The following is a 23,921-nucleotide window of genomic DNA, read 5'->3' as shown; positions in this document are numbered from 1 at the left end:
GCCCGAGAGGTGCACCGGGCCGCGCAGCCGTCCCCGGGGGGTCAGGCGCGGGTGGCGGTGAGGAACTCGCGGAGGATGCGTTCTCCGGCGAGGACGCCGCGTTCGACGAGGGGGACGACCGTCGGCGCTCCCCATCCTGTGTCGGCGAGTTCGCCGTGGTTGGGGCGCCAGCCGCGGTCCACCGCCAGCAGCAGGTCGGCGTCGAGGAGGGAGTCGCCCGCGCCGAGGACGAGGTCGGCGCCGGTGCGCCGGGCGACCTCGCGGACCGCGGCGCTCTTGGTGAGCGGCTTGGGCACGGCGTAGATCTTGCGGCCCTGGAGGGAGACCGTCCAGCCGCGGTTCTCGGCCCACTCGGAGAGGTCCTTGACCCACTGGTCGGGCAGCAGGTCGCGCTGGACCACGAGGTAGACGAAGAGGTCCTCGGCGATGCGGTGCTTGAGCAGCCACTGCGGGTCGGCGGTCCGCCGGAGGTGTTCGGAGACCTCCTCCAGCGGCACGCACTCCTCGGCGAGCCGCGCGGCCACCGTCCGCTGCCAGTCGGGGTCGGAGACTCCGTCGACCAGCAGGTGGCCGCCGTTGGCGCAGATCGCGTGGCGCGGAGCGGGGCCGGGCAGGCTGATGCGCTCGTACTGAGCGCGGGTGCGGGTGGTGGTCGGCACGAAGCTGGCGACCTCGCCCAGTTCGGCGAGGAGTTCGGCCGCGGCCTCGGTCATGAAGGAGAGCGGTCTGTGCTCGTGGGTCTCGACGCACAGCAGCCGGGGGGCGTCCTGGTCCGGCATGGTGAGCGCGAGGGCGGCCGTGGAGTAGATCAGGGTCCGGTCCAGGTCGCTGGCGACGACGGCGCGAGGGCCGCCGGTATGGGACTCGGTCATCGTGCGGCCACCGCCCGTCCGTCGGTGCCGGTGGCCCCGCGCGTGTAGCGCGGGTGGATGAGTCCGACGCAGCTGTACGGCAGTTCGTCCACCTCCTCGACCGGCACCCCGCGCTGGGCGGCGAGCAGCCGGACGTGGTCAAGGTCGGCGCCCGCGTCCTTGAGGGCCAGGATCTTCCACGGTACCCGGCGCAGCAGCACCCGGGTGGTCTCGCCCACGCCGGGCTTCACCAGGTTGACGTCATGGATGCCGTACTCCTCGCTGATCCGTTCGACGGCGGCCCAGCCCTCCCAGGTCGGCGTGCGGTCCGCGGCGACGAGTTCCTTGGCGCGGGCCTCGGCGGCGTCGGTGACCTCGTCGAAGCGGGCGGAGACGGCGTCCAGGAAGGCGACGGAGACGTCGGCGTCCGCGAGCTCGCGGTAGAACTTTCCGCCGTGGTAGTCGTGCGGGCCGACCAGGTCGGAGCGCAGCACGGTGCGCGAGATCAGCCCGGAGACGGTCGAGTTGAGGCAGGCGGACGGGATGAGGAAGTCCTCGCGGGTGCCGTAGGTCCGCACGCACGAGCCCGGGTCGGCGAGCACCGCGATCTCCGGGTCGAAACCGGTGATCCCTTCGGCCTGCTCGAACTCCTCGATGGCGGCGGCGAGTTCGCGGGTGATGGCGCCCTTGCCGGTCCAGCCGTCGACGAACAGGACGTCCCGCGGGTCGTGGTGGGCGGCGAGGTAGCGCAGGGCGTTGGCGTCGATGCCACGGCCGCGCACGATGGAGACGGCGTAGTGCGGCAGGTCCAGGCCGTGCCGGTGGCGGGCCCAGCGGCGCATCAGGACGCCGACCGGGGTTCCGGCGCGGGCCAGCGAGACCAGCACGGTCCGCCCCGAGCGCGCGCCGCGCTCGGCGAGGACGGTCTCGGTCACCACGCCGACGGCCTCGGCGATCCGGGTGGCGGAGGTGTCCAGGGCGGCGTGGAAGAGCCGCTGGTAGTCCTCGCTGGGCTGGTACTCGACGGGCAGCGACTCGGCGTAGTGGGCGCCGCCGCTCTGGATGGCCTCCTCGCGCTCCTCGGTGGGCGCCTCGAGGGTGACGTCGGAGAGGTCCTGCAGCAGCCAGCCCACTTCGTCGGGGGCGTAGGAGGAGAAGTGCGGTCCGCGGAGGGGCTCCGGCAGCATGGCGGGCCTTTCGGATGCGCGCGCGGCGCCGCCCTCGCGGGCGGTCCGTACGGGGGCGGGGCGGGAGACGTGGGAGGCGGCGCGGCCGGGGTCGTGACCTGGGGCGCGGCCCGGGACGTGGCTGGGGACGACGGCGAGCAGCACGTGCGGGGTGTGCGCGGCGAGTCGCGCGAGCAGGCCGTCGGGGGCGTGCAGCGCCGGGGTGTCGCCGGCGGAGTCGACGACGGCGATCACGGCGTCGAAGCCGGCGCCGGCCACGTTGTAGGCGTAGCGGTCGCCGGGCCCGTCGGCCGGGTCGTCGTGGGCGGGGAAGACCAGGCGGCTGCGGATGGCGTAGCCGGGGTCGTCGACCGCGAGGACGGGCGAGCGGGTGGTGGTGGAGAACCGCACCCGCGCGTCGGCGAGCAGCTGTTCCAGCCCGGCGGCCAGGCGCAGCGGGGCGTACATCAGCTCCTCGAAGCCGAGGACGAGCACGCGGCCGCTGCGGGCGCCGGCCGGCAGGGCCTCGGCGAGGCGCGCGGTCATCGCGGGCAGGGCGGCGTCGAGGCGGACGCGGTGGTGCGGCGTGAACCCGTGCCGGCCGCCGTCGGGGAGACCGTCGGGCCAGGCGAGGTCCACCCGGCGGGCGAGCGGGGTGGGGGTCGTCCGCTGCCGCGGGACCAGGTCCTCGCGGCGCGGGGCGTCGCCCGGCGCGGCGGGGGCGGGAGCCTGGGCCTGGGCCTGGGCCTGGGCCTGGGGCGTGGCGGCGGGGCTCTCGTGGGCCGCGACCAGGGCCTGGCCCTTCTCGAGGACGCCCTCCGGGAGCCGGACCCGGCCGGTCGCGGTGGCGACCAGGTCGACGCGGGCGCCGATCTCCGCGGCGAACTCGGCGAGCCGGCCGCTGTCGGCGGGCGAGCGGGTGTCGACCAGCGCGACCACCACGTACCGCGCACGGGGGTAACGGGCGTGCAGGGCGCGGATGGTGTTCAGGACCGTGTTGCCGGTGGAGAACTCGTCGTCGACCAGCACCAGCGGGCCGTCCCCGGCGAGCAGGGCGGGGTCCTCGGGCAGCAGGAGGTGGCTGGTGGCGTGGGAGTGGGACTCCTCGAAGCCGCCGGCCGCGTCGACGCCGGGGACGGGGCGCCGCGTGGAGTGCAGGCAGGGGGCGTCGCCGAGGCCGTCCGCGACCGAGTGGCCGAGGCCGGTGGCGGTCTCCGCGTAGCCGAGGACGACGGCCCGCGACGCCTCCTGCGGGCCCAGCAGCCCGCGGACCCGGCGGCCGAGGGCCACGCCGTGTCCGTGGACGACGGCGGGCGACTGCGGCACGTGCTTGCCGAGCACGTGGGATACGAGCAGGTGGGCGCGGCGGGGGTTGCGGCGCAGGGCGAGCCCCAGCAGGTCGCGCAGGGCCGGGTCGCCCTCCAGGGCGACGCCCAGGCGTTCGGCCACCCAGGTGCCGGTCCAGGGGCCGGTGCGGTCCTCGGCGGTGTCGGCTGTCTTCATGAGTCCCTTGTGTGTCCGGCCGGAGGCGCGGCGTGTGCCGCCGCCTTCCGGCGTCCGTCTGCCTGCGGCGTGCGTGGGGCGCATGCGGGGCACCCGTCCGTGTTCAGGGGGCTTCCCGGGTGATCGCGGTGACCCGGGCGGTCCTGGCGGCCTGGTCGGCCCGGGTGGTCCGGGTGCCCTGGGTGGTCCGGGTGCCCTGGGGGCCCGTCCCCGGTGCCTGTGGGGCGCGGGCCTGTGTGCGGCCCCCCTGTGTGGACCGCGTCCGTGTGGACCGCGTCCGTGTGGACCGCGTCTGTGTGGACCGCACCCATGTGGGCCATGCCTGTATGGCGCGAGCCCGCCTGGGCGCCCGGGCAGGAGAGGCTCGCGGCCGCGGGAAGGCCCGCCGCGGCCGTGGGGAGGGCCGCTCGCGAGGTGCCGGCCCTCACGGGCAGGCGTCGGAGGCCGCGGCGAGCAGGTCGACGAAGCCCACGTCCTCCTGCGCGACGCCGAAGACCTGCGCGCGGAGCATGGTCCGCTCGGCCCACGCCCGGTGCGGCTTCACCTCGTTCATCTTGTTGGTGTACGCCGACCGCAGCACCCCGCCGCCGCCCCGCTCGGGCCGCAGGATGTCCTGCGCGTCGCAGAACTCCTCGTGGCTGACGACGGAGAGCGCGTGGACCGGCTGGACGTGCGTGGGGTGGATGCAGGTCTTGCCGAGCAGGCCGTTGGCCTGGTCGAGGGCGATCTCCCGCAGCAGCCCGTCCAGCGCGTGCTCGATCAGGTTCTCGCGCAGTTCCTGGGCCTCGCCGCGGAACGGGCTCTCCCGCAGCTGCGGCTTGAAGATACGTTCCTGCAATCGGAAGTACTCCCACACCGGCCCGGTGACGGTGAAGCCGGTGCCGTCGGCGCGCCCCAGCACGTTGACCACGTCGGAGATCACCGAGGCGACGATCCGCACGTCGTAGGCGGTCATGTCGGGGGCGCGGCGCAGGCCGTAGGCGGAGCAGAAGTCCGTGACGCCGAGCCGCAGCGCCAGCACCCGGTCGCGGTACTTGTCGACCGTGTCGAAGATCCCCGTCAGGGTCTCGGTCCGCGTCTCCAGGTGGAGGAGCTCGGGCGACTCCAGGACCGGCATCACGAAGAGCCGCCGTCCGCTCTCCGCCTCGGCCGCGGCCGCCGCCTCCAGGAAGGGGGTGCCGTGCCGCCGGGTGAACTTGGGCACCACGAAGCCGGAGAGCAGCCGGGCGGACGCGCCGAACCGGCGGACCAGGTCGCCGATCTGCCCGGGGTGCCGCACCCGCACGAACAGCAGCGGCAGCCGCTCGCCGGAGGTCTCGCCGAGCCGGGCGTCCAGGGCGGCGAACTGTTGGACCAGGTTCTCCTCGCCGGCCTCGACGTCGGCGTCGTCGATGGAGTCCTCCAGGCACAGGACCATGGAGACGACGCCGCGGCCCGCCTGCTTGAGGACGTCGTCGGCCAGCCGCGGGCGGGTGGCCGGGCTGTACAGGGTCGCGCCCAGCGCCGCGGCGAGCACGGGGGCGGGCGAGTCGGCCGTGAACGCGCAGGGCTCCTGGTGGAAGAGGCGCTCTCGCACCTCCGGGGCTACGTGCCCGAAGTGACGCATGGGGTCCCCCGTGAGAAATCAGCGGCCGAAGAGGGTGGCCGGTAATAGTACGTACAGATCTATTTCTGCAGTTCCCGAGGTCCGTGAAGTTCGGGTGACCGGCATATGTCCGTTACGGACGGCGACAGTCCTCCCGGGCCGAACCCGTCCCGATCGGTCCGGCCGACCCCCGCATTGTCCTGGCCGGAGCCAGAGGGCAGGATTGCCCGTATGACGCACGCGATGCTGAAGGGGTCCAACGTCCCGCTGGAGGCGGGCACGGTTCGCGCCGTGCTCCGGTGGTCGGCGGGGCCGGGCGCGCCCGACGTGGACGCTTCGGCGCTTCTGCTCGGGACGGACGGACGTGTGCGCTCGGACGGGGACTTCGTCTTCTACAACCAGCCACGGCATCCCTCCGGGAAGGTCTGGCGGCTCGGCAAGAAGCGCGTCACCGAGGGCCTCACCGACACGGTCCAGACGAATCTGAGCGGTGTCGAGGCGGATGTCGGCCGTGTTCTCGTCGTCGCCTCGGCGGACGGGGTGCCGTTCTCCCGCGTGGAGGACCTGCGCATCCTGCTGTACGACGCGGACGTGCCGGACGGGGATCCGCTGGCGTATTTCGACATCGTGCCGGAGACCGGCGAGGAGACCGCCATGATCTGCGGCGAGCTCTACCGGCGGGGCGGGAGCTGGAAGTTCCGGGCCCTCGGGGAGGGCTACGCCAACGGGCTCGAGGGGCTGGCCTCCGACTTCGGCATCTCGGTCGAGGACCCCGACGGGGGTGCGGCGTCGGCCGAGCAGCCGGGGAACGGGATCGAGTCGCCCGGTTCGGGGCCGGACTTCTCGCGGCCGCTGCCGGCCGAGGAGCCGACGGCCGCGGCGGTCGTGGCGCCGCCGCCCACGACGGGGTACGGGTATCCGCCGGCCGGGGGCGGTGCCGCCGCGGCGGGGTACGGGTATCCGCCGGCCGCGACAGTGCAGAGGGTGCCGGCGCAGGCGTCCGCGTACGGCTACCCCCAGCCGGTGGGCGACCAGGGCTTCCGCATGCCCCCCATGGGCCCCCAGTTCCTCTCCCGCTGACCTCACACCCCGCGGGCGGTCCCCCGCCGCCACCCCGCCTGCGGGCGGCCGGGCCGCCCGGGCGGTCAGGCTCCCGGCGATCGGTCAGGCTCCCGGCGGTCGGCCCCGGCGGACCCGGCGTCAGCGGCCGGCGGACTTGTGGCCGCGGCCCCAGTTGAGGCCCCAGCCGTAGAGGCGGTCCAGTTCGGCCTGGTAGCCGTAGACGTACCGCGCCTCGCGGCGGACGAAGATCTCGCCCTTGACGTTCTCCACCGTGAACACCGCGCAGGACCGCGCCTGCGGATGGCGTTCGTCGAGGTCGATCTCGATCACCGGGTCCGCCCCGGCGAAGAGCGTGACCGTCGCCTCGGTGCGGTCGAAGGCGGGGGTCTCGTCGTAGATGTAGGCGAACACCAGCAGCCGCCGGATGTCGTCCCGGTGGTCGAGGTTGATGTGCATCGTCTCGCCGGACCCGGAACCCGCCCGGTCGTCGCCGTCCAGCTTCACGTAGGGCGGCTCGTTGATCGCCCCGTAGAGGCCGCCGAGCGGCTGCACGACGCCCTTGGAGCCGTCGGTGAGTTCGTACAGGCAGCCCAGGTCGAGGTCGACGCGGACCATGGACTGGGTGTGTCCGACGACCTCCGGCGGCCGGAGCGCCCGCAGCGGATGGCGCAGCAGGCTCTCCCGCACGCCGCCGCCGAGGTCGGAGGTCCGCATCCGCCAGGCCAGCTGGACGCGCAGGTTGCCGGTGTCGGCGCCCTGCTTGGTCAGCGACACCCGGCGCCGCCGGCTGGTCAGCCGGACGGGACCGCCCCGGGCGCCGCGGGTGTCGAAGCCCGCCGCGTGCCAGGGCCGCAGGCCGTCGAAGAAGCCGGAGAACCCCGAGAACGCCGCGGCCCCCGGCCTCGTCCCCCGCTCGCCGGACCGCTGTTCCGTGGAAGCCATCCCCGCCCACCCCTCGCATCGCACCGTCACCGCCGGCCTGCCGCGCGCGTACGCCGGCGGGGCGGCCCGGAGGACTGCCCGTCCTCGACGACCGCCCCGCTGAGAGCGTTCCCTGCGCGCGGGGTGCGGTACACGCGGCGAAGGTCACACGCGGGGTCGCACACGGGCACGAAGGGGGGTCACACGGCTCACGCCCCGGAGGAGACCTCCGCCTTGCCGTCGGAGCCGCCCTCGGCCGCGGCCAGCCTGCGGTTGCGGCGGACCGAGGACCAGAACGAGCTCGCGATCAGGACGACACCGATCAGGCCGGTGATGATCTCGTGGATCTGGTACTGGATGGTCACCAGCAGGATGACCGCCAGGGCGCCGATCGCGTAGTGCGCGCCGTGCTCCAGGTAGACGTAGTCGTCCAGGGTGCCCTGGCGGACCAGGTACACGGTGAGGGAACGGACGTACATGGCGCCGATGCCCAGACCCAGCGCCATCAGGATGATGTCGTTGGTGATGGCGAAGGCGCCGATGACGCCGTCGAAGGAGAACGACGCGTCCAGGACCTCGAGGTAGAGGAACATGAAGAAGGCCGCCTTGCCGACCAGCTCGACCGCGGAACGCGGCTTGCCCTCGGCGGCCGCCTTCTCCTCCGCCTCGTGCTCGCGCTCCTCCTCCTCCTCGAGCTTGTCCTCGAAGTAGCCGGAGAGACCGCCGACCACCAGGTAGGTGATCAGGCCGCCGATGCCGGCCAGCATGACCGTGGCGGACTTGTCCGCGTGGCCGCTGTGCGTGTGGGCGTGCGTCGCGAAGGTCATCGCGGTGACCAGCAGCGCGATCAGCGCGATGCAGACGGACAGCATGTCGACCTTGCCGAGCTTGGCGAGCGGACGCTCCAGCCAGGCCAGCCACTTGATGTCCCGGTCCTCGAAGATGAAGTCGAGGAAGATCATCAGCAGGAACATACCGCCGAACGCGGCGATCGCCGGGTGGGCGTCCGTCACGTACTGCTCGTAGAGGTCCTTGTTGTTCAGCGCCAGGTCGACCGCGTCGATCGGGTTGAGCTTGGCGCTGATGGCGACGATGACGACGGGGAAGACCAGTCGCATGCCGAAGACGGCGATCAGGATGCCGATGGTGAGGAAGATGCGCTGCCAGAAGGCGCTCATCTTCTTCAGGATCCCGGCGTTGACCACCGCGTTGTCGAAGGACAGCGAGATCTCGAGGATCGAGAGGATGGCGACGACGCCGAAGGCCGTCCATCCCCCGTAGATGACCGCTACGACCAGGCCGAGCGCGGTGACCGCGAACGACCAGCCGAAGGTTTTGAGTACCACTGGCTACCCCATCATGTGGCGGGGGACCGCCCCGCACCCGGCTTTACTCTTCGTTGACCCGAAGTCTAGAGTCGTGTCGCGTTCCTGTGACGCCCGGGTCTCAGGAGACGTCGACCCCGTGGTCGAGCGCGATGCCGCGCAGACCCGACGCGTACCCCTGGCCCACCGCGCGGAACTTCCACTCGCCCCGGTACCGGTACAGCTCGCCGAAGATCATCGCCGTCTCGGTGGAGGCGTCCTCGGAGAGGTCGTAGCGGGCCAGCTCCTGGCCGTCGGCCTCGTTGACCACCCGGATGAAGGCGTTGGAGACCTGGCCGAAGCTCTGCCCGCGCAGGTCCGCCTCGTGGATGGACACCGGGAAGACGATCCGCTCGCACTGGGCCGGCACCTGGGGCAGGTCGACGACGATCGACTCGTCGTCGCCGTCCCCCTCGCCGGTGAGGTTGTCGCCCGTGTGGGTCACCGAACCGTCGGGGCTGGTGAGCTGGTTGTAGAAGACGAACCACTCGTCCCCGAGGATGCGGCCGCCCGCGCCGCAGATCAGGGCGCTGGCGTCGAGGTCGAAGGGCGCGCCGGTGGTGGAGCGCGCGTCCCAGCCGAGCCCGACCGTCACCTTGGTGAGGTTGGGGGCGGCTTTCGAGAGGGAGACGTTGCCTCCCTTGGCGAGCGTGACGCCCATGAACGGATCCTCCCCTTGTCGTACGGATGACGGCTGCCGAGCGGGCAGCCGGCGAGCGGCCGGGCGCACCACGATGCCCGCCCCCACGGACCCGCGAGCCGTCCCGGCCCCCGGACCCGCCTGCGGCCCGGGCCCCGGGACCGCGGAACCCGGAGCCTCCCGGCCCGTGCCGCCCGCGCCCCGGCTCCCGGCCGGACGCGCCGAGGCGGTGCCGGACGGGAGCCGGGGCGCGGGCCCGTGGCGCGGGCGGTGACGTCAGACGTTGACGCCGAAGTCCTGCGCGATGCCGCGCAGGCCCGAGGCGTAGCCCTGGCCGACCGCGCGGAACTTCCACTCCGCGCCGTGCCGGTAGAGCTCGCCGAAGACCATCGCCGTCTCCGTGGACGCGTCCTCGGAGAGGTCGTAGCGGGCGATCTCCGCGCCGCCGGCCTGGTTCACCACGCGGATGAAGGCGTTGCGGACCTGGCCGAAGGACTGCTGACGGGCCTCGGCGTCGTAGATCGACACCGGGAAGGTGATCCGGTCGACGTCGGCCGGGACGGAGGCCAGGTTGACCTTGATCTGTTCGTCGTCGCCCTCGCCCTCACCCGTGCGGTTGTCGCCGGTGTGCTCCACCGACCCGTCCGGGCTGGTGAGGTTGTTGAAGAAGACGAAGTGCGCGTCGCTGGCGACCTTGCCGGCGGCGTTGAGCAGCAGCGCGCTGGCGTCGAGGTCGAAGTCGGTGCCGGTGGTGGTGCGGACGTCCCAGCCGAGGCCGACGATGACGGCCGTCAGACCGGGCGCCTCCTTGCTCAGCGAAACGTTGCCGCCCTTGCTGAGGCTGACTCCCACGAGTTCTCCCTTGTGCTGTCCGGGGGCCGGGAGCCCCTGGTGGTACGTCGGTAAGTGGTCAACGACCGATCGTAGTGACCCGTTCCCTCCCGGCGGGAGGTGAACCGGCCACCGGATCGGCGACGCGTCACATCGTCTCGAGCGCCTTCACGTAGTCGTCGAGGTCGCGCGCGTCGGGGAGGGCGTTGACGACGGTCCAGCGGACCATGCCCTCCTTGTCGATGATGAAGGTGCCGCGCACCGCGCAGCCCTTCTCCTCGTCGAAGACGCCGTAGGCGCGCGACACGTTCCCGTGCGGCCAGAAGTCGGAGAGCAGGGGGTACTCGAAGCCCTCCTGCTCGGCGTAGATCCGCAGGCTGTGGATGGAGTCGGCGGACACCGCGAGCACCTGGGTGTCGTCGTTGACGAAGGCCGGCAGGTTGTCCCGGATGTCGCAGAGCTCGCCGGTGCACACCCCGGTGAAGGCGAACGGGTAGAAGAGGAGCACCACGTTCTTCTCGCCGCGGTACTCCGAGAGCCGCACCGTCCGGCCGTGGTTGTCCTTCAGCTCGAAGTCCGGGGCCTGGTTGCCGACCTCGATCGCCATCTCTTCGTGTTCCCTTCGGGTGGCGCCGCGCTGCTGCTGATCAGGTGGATCACACCCTACGCGGCCGGTGCGGGGCGAGCGCAGAACACCGCGGGGGGACGTCCGGACCGTGTGGTCCGGACGTCCCCCCGCGGGGCGGTCGTGCGGCCGGCCCCTCGGGGCCGGCGGGTGCGTCACCGCTTGGTCTTGGCGCCCTTCGGCGTCAGCAGGCGGCTTCCGCTCCAGTCCTTGCCCACGCTGACGCCCTTGGTCGCGGAGAGGCCCGCGGTCGTCGCGGCTTCGGCGATGTCGCTCGGCTCCACGTAGCCGTCACGGCCCGTCTTGGGCGTGAGGAGCAGGATCGAGCCACCCTCTTCGATGTACGTGGTGGCGTCCACCAGCACATCGGTCAGGTCGCCGTCGTCGTCGCGGAACCACAGCACCACGGCATCGGCGACGTCGTCGTAATCCTCGTCGACCAGCTCGCTGCCGATGACTTCCTCGATGGCCTCGCGGAGCTCCTGATCGACGTCGTCGTCGTAGCCGATCTCCTGGACCACCTGCTCGGGCTGGAACCCCAGCCTGGCGGCAGGGTTCGTCCGCTCCTCCGCGTGGTCCGCGGTCGCGCTCACGGGTTGCCTCCTGATCATGTTGCGTTTGTGTCTCCTCCGGCTCGCTCCAGTGCTGCCGGGGGAAGGGTTCGAGCCACGCGCGTACGCGAAGCATTGGCCGTAGTCCACACGGGCGGGACCGATCGCGCAAGTACCCGGCCGTCGAGACCGCCGAAACGGTGACGTTCCCGGCGGCACCGTGGCAAGTTCCGGGCACCGATACCAGGCCCGGGTGACGCAGGCCACACTATTCTGTCCTCTTTGCCGCTTTCGGCGGACACCATGCGTGCGACGTGCGAATTGTTTTGCGAAACGTGTCTGGAGTGAGCGTATTCGCTTTCCGTGACCCGCGCGCCACGGGGGTCGGCCATCGGCTCGATTCCCGCCCGGACGCGCGGGAGGTGAGGTTCACGATCAGCGGGTACACCATGGGAGATACCCACCGAGAACGACTGGACCCCCAGCGAGAGCGAAGGAACGCCGTGGCTTCCGGACCCGGACCAGATCGCGCCCCGATCATCATCGGCGGCCTGCCCAGCCAGGTCCCCGACTTCGACCCCGAGGAAACCAAGGAGTGGCTCGACTCCCTCGACGCCGCGATCGACGAGCGCGGCCGGGACCGGGCACGCTACCTGATGCTGCGCATGATCGAGCGGGCCCGCGAGAAGCGCGTGGCCGTGCCCGAGATGCGCAGCACGGACTACGTCAACACGATCGCCACCAAGGACGAGCCGTTCTTCCCCGGCAACGAGGAGATCGAGCGCAGGATCCTCAACGCGACCCGGTGGAACGCCGCGGTGATGGTCTCCCGCGCGCAGCGTCCGGGCGTCGGGGTGGGCGGTCACATCGCCACCTTCGCCTCCTCCGCCTCGCTCTACGACGTGGGCTTCAACCACTTCTTCCGGGGCAAGGACCGCGGTGACGGCGGCGACCAGATCTTCTTCCAGGGCCACGCCTCCCCCGGCATCTACGCCCGCGCCTTCCTGCTGGACCGGCTCTCCGAGGCGCAGCTGAACGGTTTCCGCCAGGAGAAGTCGAAGGCGCCCGAGTGCCTGTCCTCGTACCCGCACCCGCGCTCGATGCCGGACTTCTGGGAGTTCCCGACGGTCTCCATGGGCCTGGGCCCGCTGGGCGCGATCTTCCAGGCACGGATGAACCGCTACATGCACGCCCGGGGCATCGCGGACACCTCGCGCTCGCACGTGTGGGCGTTCCTCGGCGACGGCGAGATGGACGAGCCGGAGTCGCTGGGCCAGCTCTCCCTGGCCGCCCGTGAAGGGCTGGACAACCTGACCTTCGTGGTCAACTGCAACCTGCAGCGGCTGGACGGCCCGGTGCGCGGCAACGGAAAGATCATCCAGGAGCTGGAGTCGGTCTTCCGGGGCGCCGGCTGGAACGTGATCAAGCTGATCTGGGACCGCAGCTGGGACCCGCTGCTGGCGCAGGACCGCGACGGCGTCCTCGTCGACCGGATGAACCGGACGCCCGACGGCCAGTTCCAGACGTACGCCACCGAGTCCGGCGGGTACATCCGCGACCACTTCTTCGGCGACGACCACCGGCTGCGCGCGATGGTCGAGAACATGACCGACGACCAGATCCTCCATCTGGGGCGCGGCGGCCACGACCACCGGAAGATCTTCGCGGCCTACGCGGCGGCGCTGGCCCACAAGGGGCAGCCGACGGTCATCCTGGCCAAGACGGTCAAGGGCTGGACGCTGGGGCCGAACTTCGAGGGCCGCAACGCGACGCACCAGATGAAGAAGCTGACGGTCGACGACCTCAAGCGCTTCCGGGACCGGCTGCACCTGCCGATCTCCGACCAGCAGCTGGAGGACCCGTACGAGGCGCCGTACTTCCATCCGGGCAAGGACTCGGAGGAGATCCAGTACATGCACGACCGGCGCCGGTCGCTGGACGGGTACGTGCCCACCCGCGTGCTGCGGAGCAAGCCGCTGGAGCTGCCGGGCGACCAGGCCTACGCCGCGATGAAGAAGGGCTCCGGCAAGCAGACCATCGCCACCACCATGGCGTTCGTGCGGCTGCTGAAGGACCTGATGCGGGACAAGGAGATCGGCAGGCGGTTCGTGCTGATCGCGCCGGACGAGTACCGGACGTTCGGCATGGACTCGTTCTTCCCGAGCGCCAAGATCTACAACCCGATGGGCCAGCAGTACGAGTCCGTCGACCGGGAGCTGCTGCTCGCCTACAAGGAGTCGCCGACCGGCCAGATGCTGCACGACGGCATCTCCGAGGCCGGCTGCACCGCCTCGCTGATCGCCGCCGGCTCGGCCCACGCGACGCACGGTGAGCCGCTGATCCCGGTGTACGTCTTCTACTCGATGTTCGGCTTCCAGCGCACCGGCGACCAGTTCTGGCAGATGGCCGACCAGATGGCGCGCGGTTTCGTCCTGGGCGCGACGGCGGGCCGGACCACGCTGACCGGTGAGGGTCTGCAGCACGCGGACGGCCACTCGCAGCTGCTGGCCTCCACCAACCCGGCCTGCGTGGCCTACGACCCGGCCTTCGGGTTCGAGATCTCGCACATCGTGCGGGACGGTCTGCGGCGGATGTACGGCTCCTCGCCGGAGCACCCGCACGGCGAGGACGTCTTCTACTACCTGACCGTCTACAACGAGCCGATCGTGCACCCGGCCGAGCCGGAGGACGTGGACGTCGAGGGCATCCTCAAGGGCATCCACCGGTACGCGCCCGGCAGCGCGGGCTCGATCCCCGCGCAGATCATGGCCTCGGGCGTGGCGCTGCCGTGGGCGCTGGAGGCGCAGCGGATCCTCGCCGAGGACTGGGACGTGCGGGCCGACGTCTGGTCGGCGACCTCCTGGAACGAGTTGCGGCGCGAGGCGGTCGACGTGGAGGAGCACAACCTGCTGCACCCGGAGGAGGAACCGCGGGTGCCGTGGGTGACGCGGAAGCTGTCGGGCGCGGAGGGTCCGTTCGTGGCCGTCTCCGACTGGATGCGGTCGGTCCCCGACCAGATCGCCCGGTGGGTGCCGGGTCCGTACACCTCGCTGGGCGCCGACGGCTTCGGCTTCGCCGACACCCGCGGGGCGGCGCGCCGCTTCTTCCACATCGACGCCCAGTCGGTGGTGGTGGCGGTGCTGTCCGAGCTGGCCAAGGCCGGCCGGGTCGACCGCGGGGTGCTGAAGCAGGCGATCGACCGGTACCGGATCCTCGACGTGCGGGCGGCCGACCCCGGCACCATGGGCGGCGACGCCTGATCCTTCGCGTGTCCCGGGCCCCCACCGCTCTTCCGGGCGGTGGGGGCCCTTTCTACGATTCACGGATGGTCATGGACGAAACGACTGCCGACGCGACCACCGCGGCTTCCGGGGCTTCCGGGGCTTCCGGGGCTTCCGGGGCGGCGACGCCTCCGGCCCCGCTGGAGGCCTGGGAGCGGCGCACCCAGCGGCCGCTGCTGTTCCTCGCGGTGGTGTTCGCGGTCGCCTACGCGGTGCCGATCGTGGACCCGGACGCGACGACGGCGGTGGTCCGTGGATGCCGGTGGGTCGAGTGGATCGTGTGGGCGGCGTTCGCGGTGGACTACTCGGCCCGGCTGTGGCTCTCGGAGGACCGCTGGGAGTTCTTCCGCACGCACGTCCTGGACCTGCTGGCGGTGCTGCTGCCGCTGCTGAGCCCGCTGCGGCTGCTGCGGCTGGTGTCCACGCTGGTCCTGGTGGGTCAGCGGGCGCGACTGAGCTCGCAGGTACGGCTGACCACGTACGTCGCCGGGTCGGTGGTGGGACTGCTGGTCTTCGGCTCGCTGGCCGTGCTGTCGGTGGAGCGCAACGCGCCGGGCGGGAACATCAGGACGCTGGGCGACGCGGTGTGGTGGGCGTTCACCACGATGACGACGGTGGGCTACGGGGACCTCGCGCCGACCACCGGGCTGGGGCGGCTGCTGGCGGTGGGACTGATGCTGTCCGGCATCGCGCTGCTGGGTGTGGTGACCGCCAACATCGCGGCCTGGTTCATCGCCCAGTTCGACAAGGACGACGCGGAGGAACGGCGTCAGACGGAGGAGATCCGCACCCTCACCGAGGAGGTCCGCGCCCTGCGCGCGGAGATCGCCGCCCTCACCGCCGCCCGACCCGCCCTTCCCGGCCCCGCAGCGACGCCCTCCGCCGAGGACCGCTGACGGCACCGCAGAGGACCGCTGACGGCACCACCGAGGGCACCGCCGCAGCCGCCGGTATCACCCGGGGCGTGCGCCGCGCCCCACCACCGGGCCCCGGTGCCTCCGCGAGGGCGGCCCGGCCATGCCGAAGGGCGCCGGAGCGGAGAGGAGGCGCTCCGGCGCCCTTCGGCCCAGGGACGGGCGGGTCAGAGGATTCCCGCGCCCGTTCCTGCCCCGGCGAGAGCGATCAGCGCCAGGACGGTGTCGATCGCACCGAGGACGACCGCGACCAGCGCGGGCCACCCCGCGCTCGCGCCCTTCCAGGTGCGTCCCATCGCGAGCCAGCCGCACACGACCGCCGCCGGGCCGAGGATGATCCCGGCGACGAAGAGTCCGGCGACCGCGCAGACGACTCCGATGATCGCGAGCGTCGCGCTGTCCAGCCCGGTCCGTGACGAGCTCACGCCACGTGAGCGGGGGTGCCTGCGCGCGCCTTGTCCGAAGCCGGCCATATCAACTCCCTTGCACCCTCTGCCTTGTAGGGGCGCCTATCGGGTTCACTGTTCGGATTGCCCGCAATCGGCGTGCCATTCATGCCAGTTACGGCTTTCCGGCGACGGGGCCGGTCTCCTAGGGTTCCCCCCGATGACGACCTCGCCGACCCGTCCCGCCTCCGGGCCGCCCCGCCGCGGCCTGCGGCGGAGAGCGGCCCACGCCCTGCCCGCCCTCGCGGTGGTCTTCGCGCTGCTGACCACCTCCGGCTGGGCCGCGGTCCCCGAACCCCGGCCGGCCGGTGCGCTGGCCGCGGACGTCGCGGCGTGGGGGCGGGGCCGGATCGACGGCCGGCCGCTGCCCGACCCGGCCTCTCGCCCGGACCTGATGGCCGCCTTCTTCGCCTCCCTCACCGCCCGCGAGCGGCGCCGCCTGGCCCGCAGCCACCCGCTGGCCGTCGGCAACATGAACGGCGCGCCGGTGCGGCTCCGGTACTACGCCAACCGGCTGGCCCTGGCCGAGGCGCTGCGCGGCGAACGCGCCCGGCCCCGCGACCCCCGGCTGGGCGCGGAGGCCCGGGCCGAGGCCCGCCGCAGACTGCACCGGTTCGCCTCGCTGGCGGACGGGGACCGCAAGGTGCTGGCGTTCGACCCGGAGGGGCGCGGGCGGGTCGCGGAGGTCTTCGGCGACCTGGAGCGCGCCGACCGGATCTCCGTGGTGGTGCCCGGCGCGGGCACCGACCTGCTCACCTTCCAGCGCTCCGCCCTCCCCCGCTCCGCCCCGGTGGGCATGGCGCTGGCGCTCCGCCGGGCCCAGCGGGAGGCCCGGCCCGAGGTGCGCACCGCGGTGATCGCCTGGGCCGACTACACCGCCCCGGCGGGTCTGGGCGTGGACGCGGCGACCGCCGCGCTCGCCTCCGCGGGCGCGGGCCGGCTGTCCGCGCTGGTGAGGGCCCTGCCGGGCGAGGCGGGCGTCGCGCTGTTCTGCCACAGCTACGGCTCGGTGGTGTGCGGGCTGGCCGCGCGGTCGCTGCCCGGCCGGGTCACCGACATCGTGGTGGCTGGCAGCCCCGGCATGCGCGCCGCGCGTGCCTCCCGGCTCGGCTCCCGGGCGCGGATCTGGGCCGCCCGCTCGGCCGGGGACTGGGTCGGGGAGCTGCCGCACGTGGAGCTCGGCGGGCTGGGCCACGGGGCCGACCCGGTCTCCCCCGCGTTCGGCGCGAGGGTGCTGTCCGCGGCGGGGGCGAAGGGGCACACCGGATACTTCGCGCCAGGCAGCGAAAGTCTGGGGAATTTCGCTCTGATCGCGGCCGGGGATCCCTCCGCCGTGCACTGCGCACGCGAAGAAGACGCGTGCGGAACCCTTCCCACCGGAGGGTCGCCGGTCAGAGGCACGTAGCGCCGGAAAAATTTGGGGCCTGTCGGACACGGGACGGCGAGGGGGAGGCACGCTTACGATGAGCCGCATGGGTGACGTACTGGCCGGATTTCATGCCGCCTGGGAGTTCGGGTCCGACTCCGTGCTCATCCGCTACGAACGGGGGATCCGCACACCGAGACTGTTCCAGGCGCTCGGCGAGCGCCGTGTGCCGCTCGCCGCCCTCGCCGGGGTCGAGCTGTCCCGCGGGCGGCGCGGCACCGTCGTGCTGCGCGCCCGGCCGAGAGCGGGGGCCGACCCGCTGATGGACGCCGCCGACGGCCAGCTGCCCGAGGGCAGCGACCCGTACCGGCTGGTGCTGCCCGCCGACCGGGAGACACTGGCCGAGTACTACGCGGACGAACTGCGTGCCCTGCTGCCGGGCGATCCGGGGCCGACGGCGAACTGCCTGGTCGCGCCGCCGGAGGCGCCGCGGCAGTTCAAGGCCTACGACGCGAAGGCGTCCTTCGACGGCTCGACGGTGACCTTCCGCTGGTCCTGGACGGGCGCGTCCTCCGCCAAGTGGAAGACGGGCGACCAGTACGTGCCGGTGGCGGACCTGGCCGGGGTGGAGTGGCGTTCCCCGGAGGCGCTGGAGGGTCACCTGCGGCTGCTGCGGCGCGGCACGTCGGACCACGGGGCGCGCGTGCCGGTGGACCAGGACCCCTCGGCGGTGGTGTTCGGGCTCGGGTACGGCCCGGTGCACGAGTCGCTCCCGTTCGCGGCGGCGGTCCTGGCCGCGGCGCGGGCCGCCGGCGGCGCGGCGGCCAAGAACACGACCGAGCGGATGACGCCGGTGGCGGTCGGGGTGACCCGGCGCGACCCGGCGGACATCGCCGACCGGATCCGCCACCTCGGCGAGCTGCACCAGGCGGGGCTGGTCACCGACGAGGAGTTCACCGCCAAGAAGGCCGACCTCCTCGCCGAACTCTGAGCATGCCGGCCGGTGCGCGCGCCCGGTCGTCGACAAGTCGGTACGCGTCCCCGGCGGTCGACGCGTCAGTACGCGTCCCCGGTGGTCGACGAGGTGATGATGCCGTCGTGGGCGAAGTCCCCCGGCGGGATGCCGGGGTGGTGGCCCCCGGGTCGCGGGCGCGGGCCGGGCGGGCCGAGGGCCAGCCTGGAGACGATGCGGTAGCGGTCGCCCCGGTAGACGGAGTGGACGTACTCGACGGGGCGTCCCGAGGTGTCCGTGGTGAGGCGCTCGATGAGCAGCGCCGGGGAGAGCACCGGCACGTCGAGGACGGCGGCCTCGGCCTCGTTGACGACGGTCGGCTCGATGGACTGGGTGGCCTCGTGCACGGTCACCCCGTGGTGCTCCCTGAGGTGGTCGTAGAGGTCGCCGGCCTCCAGTTCGTCGGAGGTGAGCGAGGCGGGCACCAGGGTGGCCGGGAAGTGCAGGTGCTCGACGGCCATCGGGGCCCCGTCCACCAGGCGCAGCCGGGCGATGTAGACCAGCTCGGCGGCCGGCGAGATCCGCAGCCGGCGGCCGATGCGGGCCCCGGCCTGAAGGGTGGCGCGCTCCAGGATGCGGCTGGACCAGGAGCCGGAGGCGGAGGGGACGTCCAGCGGGGCCCGGTCCGAGGTCAGCTCCTGGGTGATCTTGGCGGGGGCGACGAAGGTGCCCCGGCCCTGTTCCCTGGTCAGCAGGCCGGTGGCCACCAGGCCGTCGACCACCGCGCGCAGGGTGGGCCGGGACACGCCGAGTTCGGCGCACAGGGCGCGCTCGGAGGGGATCGCGTCGCCCGGCCGGCTGGCCTCGATCAGCACGCGCAGGTGCTCGCGGACACGTTCCCGTTTGAGCATGGCGCTCGACGACCCGCTCCGCACGGCTGCCTCCCTCCCCGGCCGCGGACGGACCGGCTGGTCAACTACCCAACCCGCCGACCGGTCAACTGGTCAAGCGGCGTGCCACACCTTCCCTCAAGCCCAAGTGCACAGTATTTCCAAGGGTGTTGAGTAATCCCTGGGGGATTGACGGGTTCCCTGGAGGGTGCCAACTTCGTTTACCACTCAATGCCGGATGACCAATTGGTCAGGTCTCATCGAGGTGACCGTGAAGATCCGCATCATCGCCGGTCTGTCCGCCCTGGCGGCGGCAGCCGCGCTCACCAGCTGCAGTTCGGGTTCGTCCTCCGACGAGGGCGACGGCCCGCAGAAGATCACCGTGTGGATCATGAAGGACAGCGTCACCGACGACTTCCTCGCCCGCTTCACCAAGGCCTTCGAGAAGGATCACCCCCAGCTGGACCTGGACATCCAGATCCAGGAGTGGAACGGCATCGGGGAGAAGGTCACCGCGGCCCTGGCCAGCAACGACGCCCCGGACGTGATCGAGGTCGGCAACACCCAGGTCGCGCAGTACTCGGCAAGCGGCGGGGTGAAGGACCTCAGCGACAAGGTGGAGGAGCTCAAGGGCTCCGACTGGCTGCCGGGCCTGGCCGAGCCGGGGAAGATCGACGGCAAGCAGTACGGCATCCCCTGGTACGCGGCCAACCGGGTGGTCATCTACCACAAGGACCACTTCGCGAAGGCCGGCGTCAAGGAGCCCCCGAAGACCAGGGACGAGTGGATCGAGGTCACCGAGAAGCTGAACAGCGACAAGGTCCAGGGCATCTACCTGCCGGGCCAGAACTGGTACACGCTGGCCGGCTTCGTCTGGGAGGACGGCGGCGACCTCGCGGTCCACACCCAGGGCCCGTGGAAGGGTTCGCTGGACACGCCCGAGGCGCTGCGCGGCATGGAGTTCTACAAGAAGCTCCAGGCGCTCGGCAAGGGCCCCAAGGACTCCGACGAGGCCGAACCGCCGCAGGCGGAGGTGTTCGCCAAGGGCGACGTCGCGCAGGTGATCGCGGTGCCCGGCGGAGCGAAGATCATCGAGCAGGCCAATCCCGAACTCGCGGGCAAGCTGGGCTTCTTCCCGGTCCCCGGCAACACCGCGGGCAAGCCGGGCGCGACCTTCACCGGCGGGTCCGACCTGATCGTCCCGGAGGCCTCCGCGCACCAGGACGCCGCCTACGAGGTGATCGAGGCGCTGGCCGGCGACACCTGGCAGAGCGACATGGCCAAGACCATGAGCTACGTGCCCAACCGGACCTCGCTGGCCTCCGTCATCCAGGACAACGAGGGCACCGCGGCGATGGCCGCGGCCGCCGCCGAGGGCCGGGCGACGCCCAACTCGCCGCAGTGGGCCGCCGTCGAGGCCGCCAACCCGATCAAGGAGTACATGACGGCCGTCCTCACCGGCCAGGACATGGCGAAGGCGGCGAAGAAGGCCTCCGAGAGCATCACCAAGACCCTGAACTCATGAACCGGCCGGCATCCGCGGACGCGCGCGGCCGCTTCGACCCGCGCGGCCTGTGGCCCTACCTGCTGGTCGCCCCCACCGTCGTGGGCGCCGTGCTGCTGCTGGGCTACCCTCTGATCCGGAACCTGCTGATCTCGGTGCAGGAGTTCGGGATGGGCGAGCTCATCCGCGGCGACGCCGGTTTCGTGGGGCTGGACAACTACCGGGAGATCCTGTCCGACCCCGAGCTGTGGGAGGTCGTCCGCCGCACCCTGTGGTGGACGCTGCTCAACGTCGTGCTGATCATGGTGCTCGGCACGCTGGTGGCGCTGATGCTGCAGCGGCTGGGCCGGGTGATGCGGATCGTGGTGACCAGCGGTCTGGTGCTCGCCTGGGCCAGCCCGGTCATCGCGACCACCACGGTCTTCCAGTGGCTGTTCGCCTCCCGGCTCGGCGTCGTGAACTGGGCGCTCACCCGCCTCGGCCTCACGTCGTTCGAGGACTTCTCCTGGACGGCGAACGGCACGGCCGCCTTCACCGTGCTGCTGCTGATCGTGGTGTGGCAGTCGGTGCCCTTCGTCGCGATCACCCTGCACGCGGCGCTGCTGACGGTGCCGGCCGAGCTCTACGAGTCGGCGCGGCTGGACGGGGCGGGGGCGTGGCGGATCTTCCGGTCGATCACCCTGCCGATCCTGCGGCCGGTCTTCGGGCTGGTCCTGTGCCTGGAGATCATCTGGGTCTTCCGTTGCTTCGCCCAGATCTGGGCGATCACCGGCGGCGGACCCGACCAGGCCACCACCACGCTGCCGGTCTACGCCTACCGGATCGCCCAGTCCCTGCACCGCTACGACCTCGGCGCGGCGGTCTCCACCCTGACCGTGCTCCTGCTGCTCGCCGTGCTGATCCCGTACCTGCGCCAGATGCTCCGTCAGGAGGCCGAGGAATGAGCAGAGGAGTGAGCCGGGCGGCGCGGCGACGTCTGCCGCTGAACGCCGGGGCGCTGATCGTCTTCGTCCTCTCGGCGTTCCCCGTCTACTGGATGATCCTCACGGCGTTCAAGCCGACGCCGGAGATCCAGGCGGAGACCCCGGTCTTCTGGCCCACCTCCCTGACCCTGGAGCACTTCGCCACCGCCGCCCGGGCGGACGGCTTCGCGCAGTTCTGGCGCAACAGCCTGCTGGTGACCCTGACCTGCGTGGTGCTGGCGCTGGTGGTGGCGCTGGGCGCGGCCTTCGCGGTGGCGCGGATGCGCTGGAAGGGCCGCCGGGCCTTCGTGCTGATGGTGTTCGTCGCCCAGGTCGCGCCCTGGGAGGCGCTGCTGATCCCGATGTACGTCATCGCCCGGGACACCGACATGCTGGACCGGCTGCCGACGCTCACCCTGATCTACTTCATGATCACGCTGCCCTTCACGGTGGTGACCCTCCGGTCGTTCCTCACCGGCATCCCGGTGGAACTGGAGGAGGCCGCCCGGGTCGACGGGTGCACCCGCTCCCAGGCGTTCCGCCGCGTCACCTTCCCGCTGCTGGCGCCCGGCCTGCTGGCGACCTCGCTCTTCGGCTTCATCACCGCCTGGAACGAGTTCGCCTTCGCCAACATGCTGATCATCAAGAACCAGGACGACCGCACCCTGCCGGTCTGGCTCTCCTCCTTCTCCAACGTCTTCGGCACCGACTGGGGGGCCACCATGGCCGCCTCCACGCTGTTCGCCCTTCCCGTCCTGCTGCTCTTCCTGGTGCTCCAGCACCGGGTCGCCGCCGGCATGGCCGGCGGCGCGGTGAAGGGGTAGGGCGCCGCCGCGCGTGCGCGCCGCTCCCCCCACCCCGCACGTCCCCCGCACGTCCTCCGGGCCGGCGCCCTCCCCTGCCGGTCCGGCCCCCACCCCTCAGGAGAGGACGCTCGCATGACCTCCAGCACGAGCCCCACGCACGTCAGAGGCAACCGGATCCGCGCCACCCTCCTCGCCGCCGCGCTCGCCGCCGGCGTCGGCTGCGCCACCCTCACCACCCTGCCCGCGGCCGCCGCCGGGGAGCAGGTGAAGGTCCAGTACCGGCAGAGCTCCACCGGCGGCGACCAGGCCGAGCCCTGGTTCAAGGTGGTGAACACCGGCTCCTCCTCGGTGTCCCTGGGCCAGGTGAGGCTGCGGTACTACTTCAAGGCCGAGGCGGGCGCCTCGTACACCTTCCGCTGCTCCTGGGCGGTCAAGGGCTGCGCCAACGTCACCGGGACCTTCGGGACCCTCGCCAACCCGACCGCCACCGCCGACCGCTACCTGGAGATCGGCTTCACCTCCGGGGCCGGCAGCCTCGCGGCGGGCGCCGACAGCGGCGACCTGCAACTGCGCTTCTACCGCTCCGACTGGCGCCCGCTGGTGCAGAGCGACGACTACTCCTTCGGCCCCTCCCAGACCTCCTACGGGGACTGGAGCAAGGTCACCGCGACTGTCGGCGGCACCCCGGTCTGGGGCACCGCGCCCGCCGGCAACACCCCCTCCCCCGACCCGACCGACCCCACCGACCCGCCGACGAACCCGCCGGGCGGCGGCGCCACGCTCTTCGACGACTTCACCTACACCTCGCACACCGACCCGGCCCTCGCCTCCCACGGCTGGAGCGTGCGCTCCAACTCCGGCGGCCCCGGCGTGCCCGGCGCGACCTGGGCGCCGGACAACGTCACCTTCGCGCGCGACGGCTCCAACACGGTGATGAACCTGGAGACCTCCACGGCCGGCACCGCCCAGACCACCGAGATGACCGAGGTCCTCACCCGCGCGGTCAAGTTCCGCAACGGCACCTACGCGGCCCGGGTCCACTTCTCCGACGCCCCGCGCAGCGGACCGGACGGCGACCGTCTCGTGCAGACCTTCTTCACCATCAACGACCTCACCGCGCCGATGGCGGACGACTACGCCGAGTACGACTTCGAGTACCTGCCCAACGGCGGCTGGGGCGAGACCTCCAACATCCTGTACACCACCTCCTGGGAGACCTACCGGCCCGACCCGTGGGAGGCGGTCAACGCGCACAGCGAGTCCCGCACCAGCTACGCCGGCTGGCACGACCTGGTCGTCACGATCGACAACAGCAGCATCGTCTACTACGTGGACGGCCAGGAGTTCGGCCGTCACGACTCCCGGTACCTGCCGGAGCGGCCGATGTCGATCAACTTCAACCAGTGGCTGATCGACCTGGCCGGCCAGACCAGCACCACGCCGCGCTCCTACGACCAGAAGGTCGACTACGTCCTCCACGTGAAGGACCAGGTACTCACTCCGGCCCAGGTGGCGGCCAAGGTGGCCGCCTACCGCACGGCCGGGACGGCCTTCCAGGACACCGTGCCCAACGCCTGACGGGCATGGGGTGGGCGGGGGGGGGGGGGGGCCGGGGGCCCCCCCCCCCCCCCCCACCCCCCCCCCGGGGCGGGTTTAAAAGGAAGGGGGTGGGGTGGGTTTTGGGGCCCCCCCCACCGGGCC

At 72.2% G+C, this 23,921-nt stretch carries 20 protein-coding genes; 9 read left to right on the top strand and 11 right to left on the bottom strand.

Annotation, left to right across the window (positions count from 1 at the left end; genetic code table 11):
- Positions 1-41: 41 nt before the first annotated feature.
- The 3 genes from ACFRAV_RS21695 to ACFRAV_RS21685 form a co-directional block, all read right to left on the bottom strand.
- Positions 42-872, bottom strand: a complete 831-nt coding sequence (locus ACFRAV_RS21695; protein ID WP_382557910.1) for an HAD family hydrolase — start codon at positions 870-872, stop codon at positions 42-44.
- Complete coding sequence (locus tag ACFRAV_RS21690) at positions 869-3,520, bottom strand: phosphoribosyltransferase (protein WP_382557909.1); 2,652 nt, start codon at positions 3,518-3,520, stop codon at positions 869-871. The genes ACFRAV_RS21695 and ACFRAV_RS21690 overlap by 4 nt, the downstream gene beginning before the upstream one ends.
- Before the next feature lie 424 nt (positions 3,521-3,944).
- Entirely contained in the window at positions 3,945-5,126 is a 1,182-nt protein-coding gene (locus ACFRAV_RS21685; protein WP_382557908.1) for an HpcH/HpaI aldolase/citrate lyase family protein, read from the bottom strand.
- Positions 5,127-5,336: 210 nt separating this feature from the next.
- Between ACFRAV_RS21685 and ACFRAV_RS21680 the strand changes: the two genes are divergently transcribed.
- A complete protein-coding gene (locus tag ACFRAV_RS21680; RefSeq protein ID WP_382557907.1) occupies positions 5,337-6,185 on the top strand; it encodes a TerD family protein in 849 nt (282 codons plus the stop codon).
- 120 nt (positions 6,186-6,305) lie between these two features.
- Here the strand turns inward: ACFRAV_RS21680 and ACFRAV_RS21675 are convergent, their stop codons facing one another.
- The 6 genes from ACFRAV_RS21675 to ACFRAV_RS21650 form a co-directional block, all read right to left on the bottom strand.
- Positions 6,306-7,109: a Tellurium resistance gene (locus tag ACFRAV_RS21675; protein WP_382557906.1), complete on the bottom strand. Its 804-nt coding sequence runs from the start codon at positions 7,107-7,109 to the stop codon at positions 6,306-6,308.
- A gap of 188 nt (positions 7,110-7,297) precedes the next feature.
- Positions 7,298-8,434 carry a DUF475 domain-containing protein gene (locus ACFRAV_RS21670; protein WP_382557905.1) on the bottom strand — a complete coding sequence of 379 codons (1,137 nt, stop codon included), beginning with the start codon at positions 8,432-8,434 and terminating at the stop codon, positions 7,298-7,300.
- Between the two features lie 100 nt (positions 8,435-8,534).
- Positions 8,535-9,113, bottom strand: coding sequence for a TerD family protein (locus ACFRAV_RS21665; protein WP_351115801.1), 579 nt, complete (start codon positions 9,111-9,113; stop codon positions 8,535-8,537).
- Between the two features lie 255 nt (positions 9,114-9,368).
- Entirely contained in the window at positions 9,369-9,944 is a 576-nt protein-coding gene (locus tag ACFRAV_RS21660; protein ID WP_351115799.1) for a TerD family protein, read from the bottom strand.
- A gap of 127 nt (positions 9,945-10,071) precedes the next feature.
- On the bottom strand, positions 10,072-10,530 hold the full coding sequence (locus ACFRAV_RS21655) for a peroxiredoxin (protein WP_351115798.1): 459 nt from the start codon (positions 10,528-10,530) through the stop codon (positions 10,072-10,074).
- 173 nt (positions 10,531-10,703) lie between these two features.
- Complete coding sequence (locus ACFRAV_RS21650) at positions 10,704-11,141, bottom strand: DUF3052 domain-containing protein (protein ID WP_351115797.1); 438 nt, start codon at positions 11,139-11,141, stop codon at positions 10,704-10,706.
- 407 nt (positions 11,142-11,548) lie between these two features.
- Between ACFRAV_RS21650 and aceE the strand changes: the two genes are divergently transcribed.
- Positions 11,549-14,359 carry a pyruvate dehydrogenase (acetyl-transferring), homodimeric type gene (gene aceE, locus ACFRAV_RS21645; RefSeq protein ID WP_382557904.1) on the top strand — a complete coding sequence of 937 codons (2,811 nt, stop codon included), beginning with the start codon at positions 11,549-11,551 and terminating at the stop codon, positions 14,357-14,359.
- Between the two features lie 65 nt (positions 14,360-14,424).
- Positions 14,425-15,276: a potassium channel family protein gene (locus ACFRAV_RS21640; RefSeq protein WP_382557903.1), complete on the top strand. Its 852-nt coding sequence runs from the start codon at positions 14,425-14,427 to the stop codon at positions 15,274-15,276.
- A gap of 185 nt (positions 15,277-15,461) precedes the next feature.
- Here the strand turns inward: ACFRAV_RS21640 and ACFRAV_RS21635 are convergent, their stop codons facing one another.
- On the bottom strand, positions 15,462-15,767 hold the full coding sequence (locus ACFRAV_RS21635) for a small hydrophobic protein (RefSeq protein WP_382557902.1): 306 nt from the start codon (positions 15,765-15,767) through the stop codon (positions 15,462-15,464).
- A gap of 133 nt (positions 15,768-15,900) precedes the next feature.
- On the opposite strand from ACFRAV_RS21635, the gene ACFRAV_RS21630 reads away from it, so the two are divergent.
- Together ACFRAV_RS21630 and ACFRAV_RS21625 are read left to right on the top strand one after the other, a co-directional pair.
- Positions 15,901-17,145, top strand: a complete 1,245-nt coding sequence (locus tag ACFRAV_RS21630) for an alpha/beta hydrolase (RefSeq protein ID WP_382557901.1) — start codon at positions 15,901-15,903, stop codon at positions 17,143-17,145.
- 58 nt (positions 17,146-17,203) lie between these two features.
- On the top strand, positions 17,204-18,097 hold the full coding sequence (locus ACFRAV_RS21625; RefSeq protein ID WP_382557900.1) for a DUF4429 domain-containing protein: 894 nt from the start codon (positions 17,204-17,206) through the stop codon (positions 18,095-18,097).
- A 65-nt stretch (positions 18,098-18,162) separates the two neighbouring features.
- On the opposite strand, the gene ACFRAV_RS21620 is transcribed toward ACFRAV_RS21625, so the two are convergent.
- Positions 18,163-18,969: a GntR family transcriptional regulator gene (locus ACFRAV_RS21620; protein ID WP_351115886.1), complete on the bottom strand. Its 807-nt coding sequence runs from the start codon at positions 18,967-18,969 to the stop codon at positions 18,163-18,165.
- 217 nt (positions 18,970-19,186) lie between these two features.
- Between ACFRAV_RS21620 and ACFRAV_RS21615 the strand changes: the two genes are divergently transcribed.
- From ACFRAV_RS21615 to ACFRAV_RS21600, 4 genes are all read left to right on the top strand, one after another.
- Complete coding sequence (locus tag ACFRAV_RS21615; RefSeq protein WP_382557899.1) at positions 19,187-20,473, top strand: extracellular solute-binding protein; 1,287 nt, start codon at positions 19,187-19,189, stop codon at positions 20,471-20,473.
- Complete coding sequence (locus tag ACFRAV_RS21610; RefSeq protein ID WP_382557898.1) at positions 20,470-21,396, top strand: carbohydrate ABC transporter permease; 927 nt, start codon at positions 20,470-20,472, stop codon at positions 21,394-21,396. Before ACFRAV_RS21615 ends, ACFRAV_RS21610 begins: the two co-directional genes overlap by 4 nt.
- On the top strand, positions 21,393-22,238 hold the full coding sequence (locus ACFRAV_RS21605) for a carbohydrate ABC transporter permease (RefSeq protein WP_382557897.1): 846 nt from the start codon (positions 21,393-21,395) through the stop codon (positions 22,236-22,238). The genes ACFRAV_RS21610 and ACFRAV_RS21605 overlap by 4 nt, the downstream gene beginning before the upstream one ends.
- Positions 22,239-22,352: 114 nt before the next feature.
- Positions 22,353-23,798, top strand: a complete 1,446-nt coding sequence (locus ACFRAV_RS21600; RefSeq protein WP_382557896.1) for a cellulose binding domain-containing protein — start codon at positions 22,353-22,355, stop codon at positions 23,796-23,798.
- Positions 23,799-23,921: the final 123 nt, after the last annotated feature.

It is taken from the genome of Streptomyces sp. NPDC056600, assembly GCF_042792855.1.
Taxonomy (GTDB): domain Bacteria; phylum Actinomycetota; class Actinomycetes; order Streptomycetales; family Streptomycetaceae; genus Streptomyces.
This window is presented reverse-complemented; position numbering and strand designations above follow the sequence as displayed.

Excerpts from the sequence above, each read along its gene's own strand:
- ACFRAV_RS21695 (WP_382557910.1), bottom strand. The coding sequence starts at position 872 with ATGACCGAGTCCCATACCGGCGGCCCTCGCGCCGTCGTCGCCAGCGAC.
- ACFRAV_RS21690 (WP_382557909.1), bottom strand. The coding sequence starts at position 3,520 with ATGAAGACAGCCGACACCGCCGAGGACCGCACCGGCCCCTGGACCGGC.
- ACFRAV_RS21685 (WP_382557908.1), bottom strand. The coding sequence starts at position 5,126 with ATGCGTCACTTCGGGCACGTAGCCCCGGAGGTGCGAGAGCGCCTCTTC.
- ACFRAV_RS21680 (WP_382557907.1), top strand. The coding sequence starts at position 5,337 with ATGACGCACGCGATGCTGAAGGGGTCCAACGTCCCGCTGGAGGCGGGC.
- ACFRAV_RS21675 (WP_382557906.1), bottom strand. The coding sequence starts at position 7,109 with ATGGCTTCCACGGAACAGCGGTCCGGCGAGCGGGGGACGAGGCCGGGG.
- ACFRAV_RS21665 (WP_351115801.1), bottom strand. The coding sequence starts at position 9,113 with ATGGGCGTCACGCTCGCCAAGGGAGGCAACGTCTCCCTCTCGAAAGCC.
- ACFRAV_RS21655 (WP_351115798.1), bottom strand. The coding sequence starts at position 10,530 with ATGGCGATCGAGGTCGGCAACCAGGCCCCGGACTTCGAGCTGAAGGAC.
- aceE (WP_382557904.1), top strand. The coding sequence starts at position 11,549 with ATGGGAGATACCCACCGAGAACGACTGGACCCCCAGCGAGAGCGAAGG.
- ACFRAV_RS21640 (WP_382557903.1), top strand. The coding sequence starts at position 14,425 with ATGGTCATGGACGAAACGACTGCCGACGCGACCACCGCGGCTTCCGGG.
- ACFRAV_RS21635 (WP_382557902.1), bottom strand. The coding sequence starts at position 15,767 with ATGGCCGGCTTCGGACAAGGCGCGCGCAGGCACCCCCGCTCACGTGGC.
- ACFRAV_RS21630 (WP_382557901.1), top strand. The coding sequence starts at position 15,901 with ATGACGACCTCGCCGACCCGTCCCGCCTCCGGGCCGCCCCGCCGCGGC.
- ACFRAV_RS21625 (WP_382557900.1), top strand. The coding sequence starts at position 17,204 with ATGAGCCGCATGGGTGACGTACTGGCCGGATTTCATGCCGCCTGGGAG.
- ACFRAV_RS21620 (WP_351115886.1), bottom strand. The coding sequence starts at position 18,969 with ATGCTCAAACGGGAACGTGTCCGCGAGCACCTGCGCGTGCTGATCGAG.
- ACFRAV_RS21615 (WP_382557899.1), top strand. The coding sequence starts at position 19,187 with ATGACCAATTGGTCAGGTCTCATCGAGGTGACCGTGAAGATCCGCATC.
- ACFRAV_RS21610 (WP_382557898.1), top strand. The coding sequence starts at position 20,470 with ATGAACCGGCCGGCATCCGCGGACGCGCGCGGCCGCTTCGACCCGCGC.
- ACFRAV_RS21605 (WP_382557897.1), top strand. The coding sequence starts at position 21,393 with ATGAGCAGAGGAGTGAGCCGGGCGGCGCGGCGACGTCTGCCGCTGAAC.
- ACFRAV_RS21600 (WP_382557896.1), top strand. The coding sequence starts at position 22,353 with ATGACCTCCAGCACGAGCCCCACGCACGTCAGAGGCAACCGGATCCGC.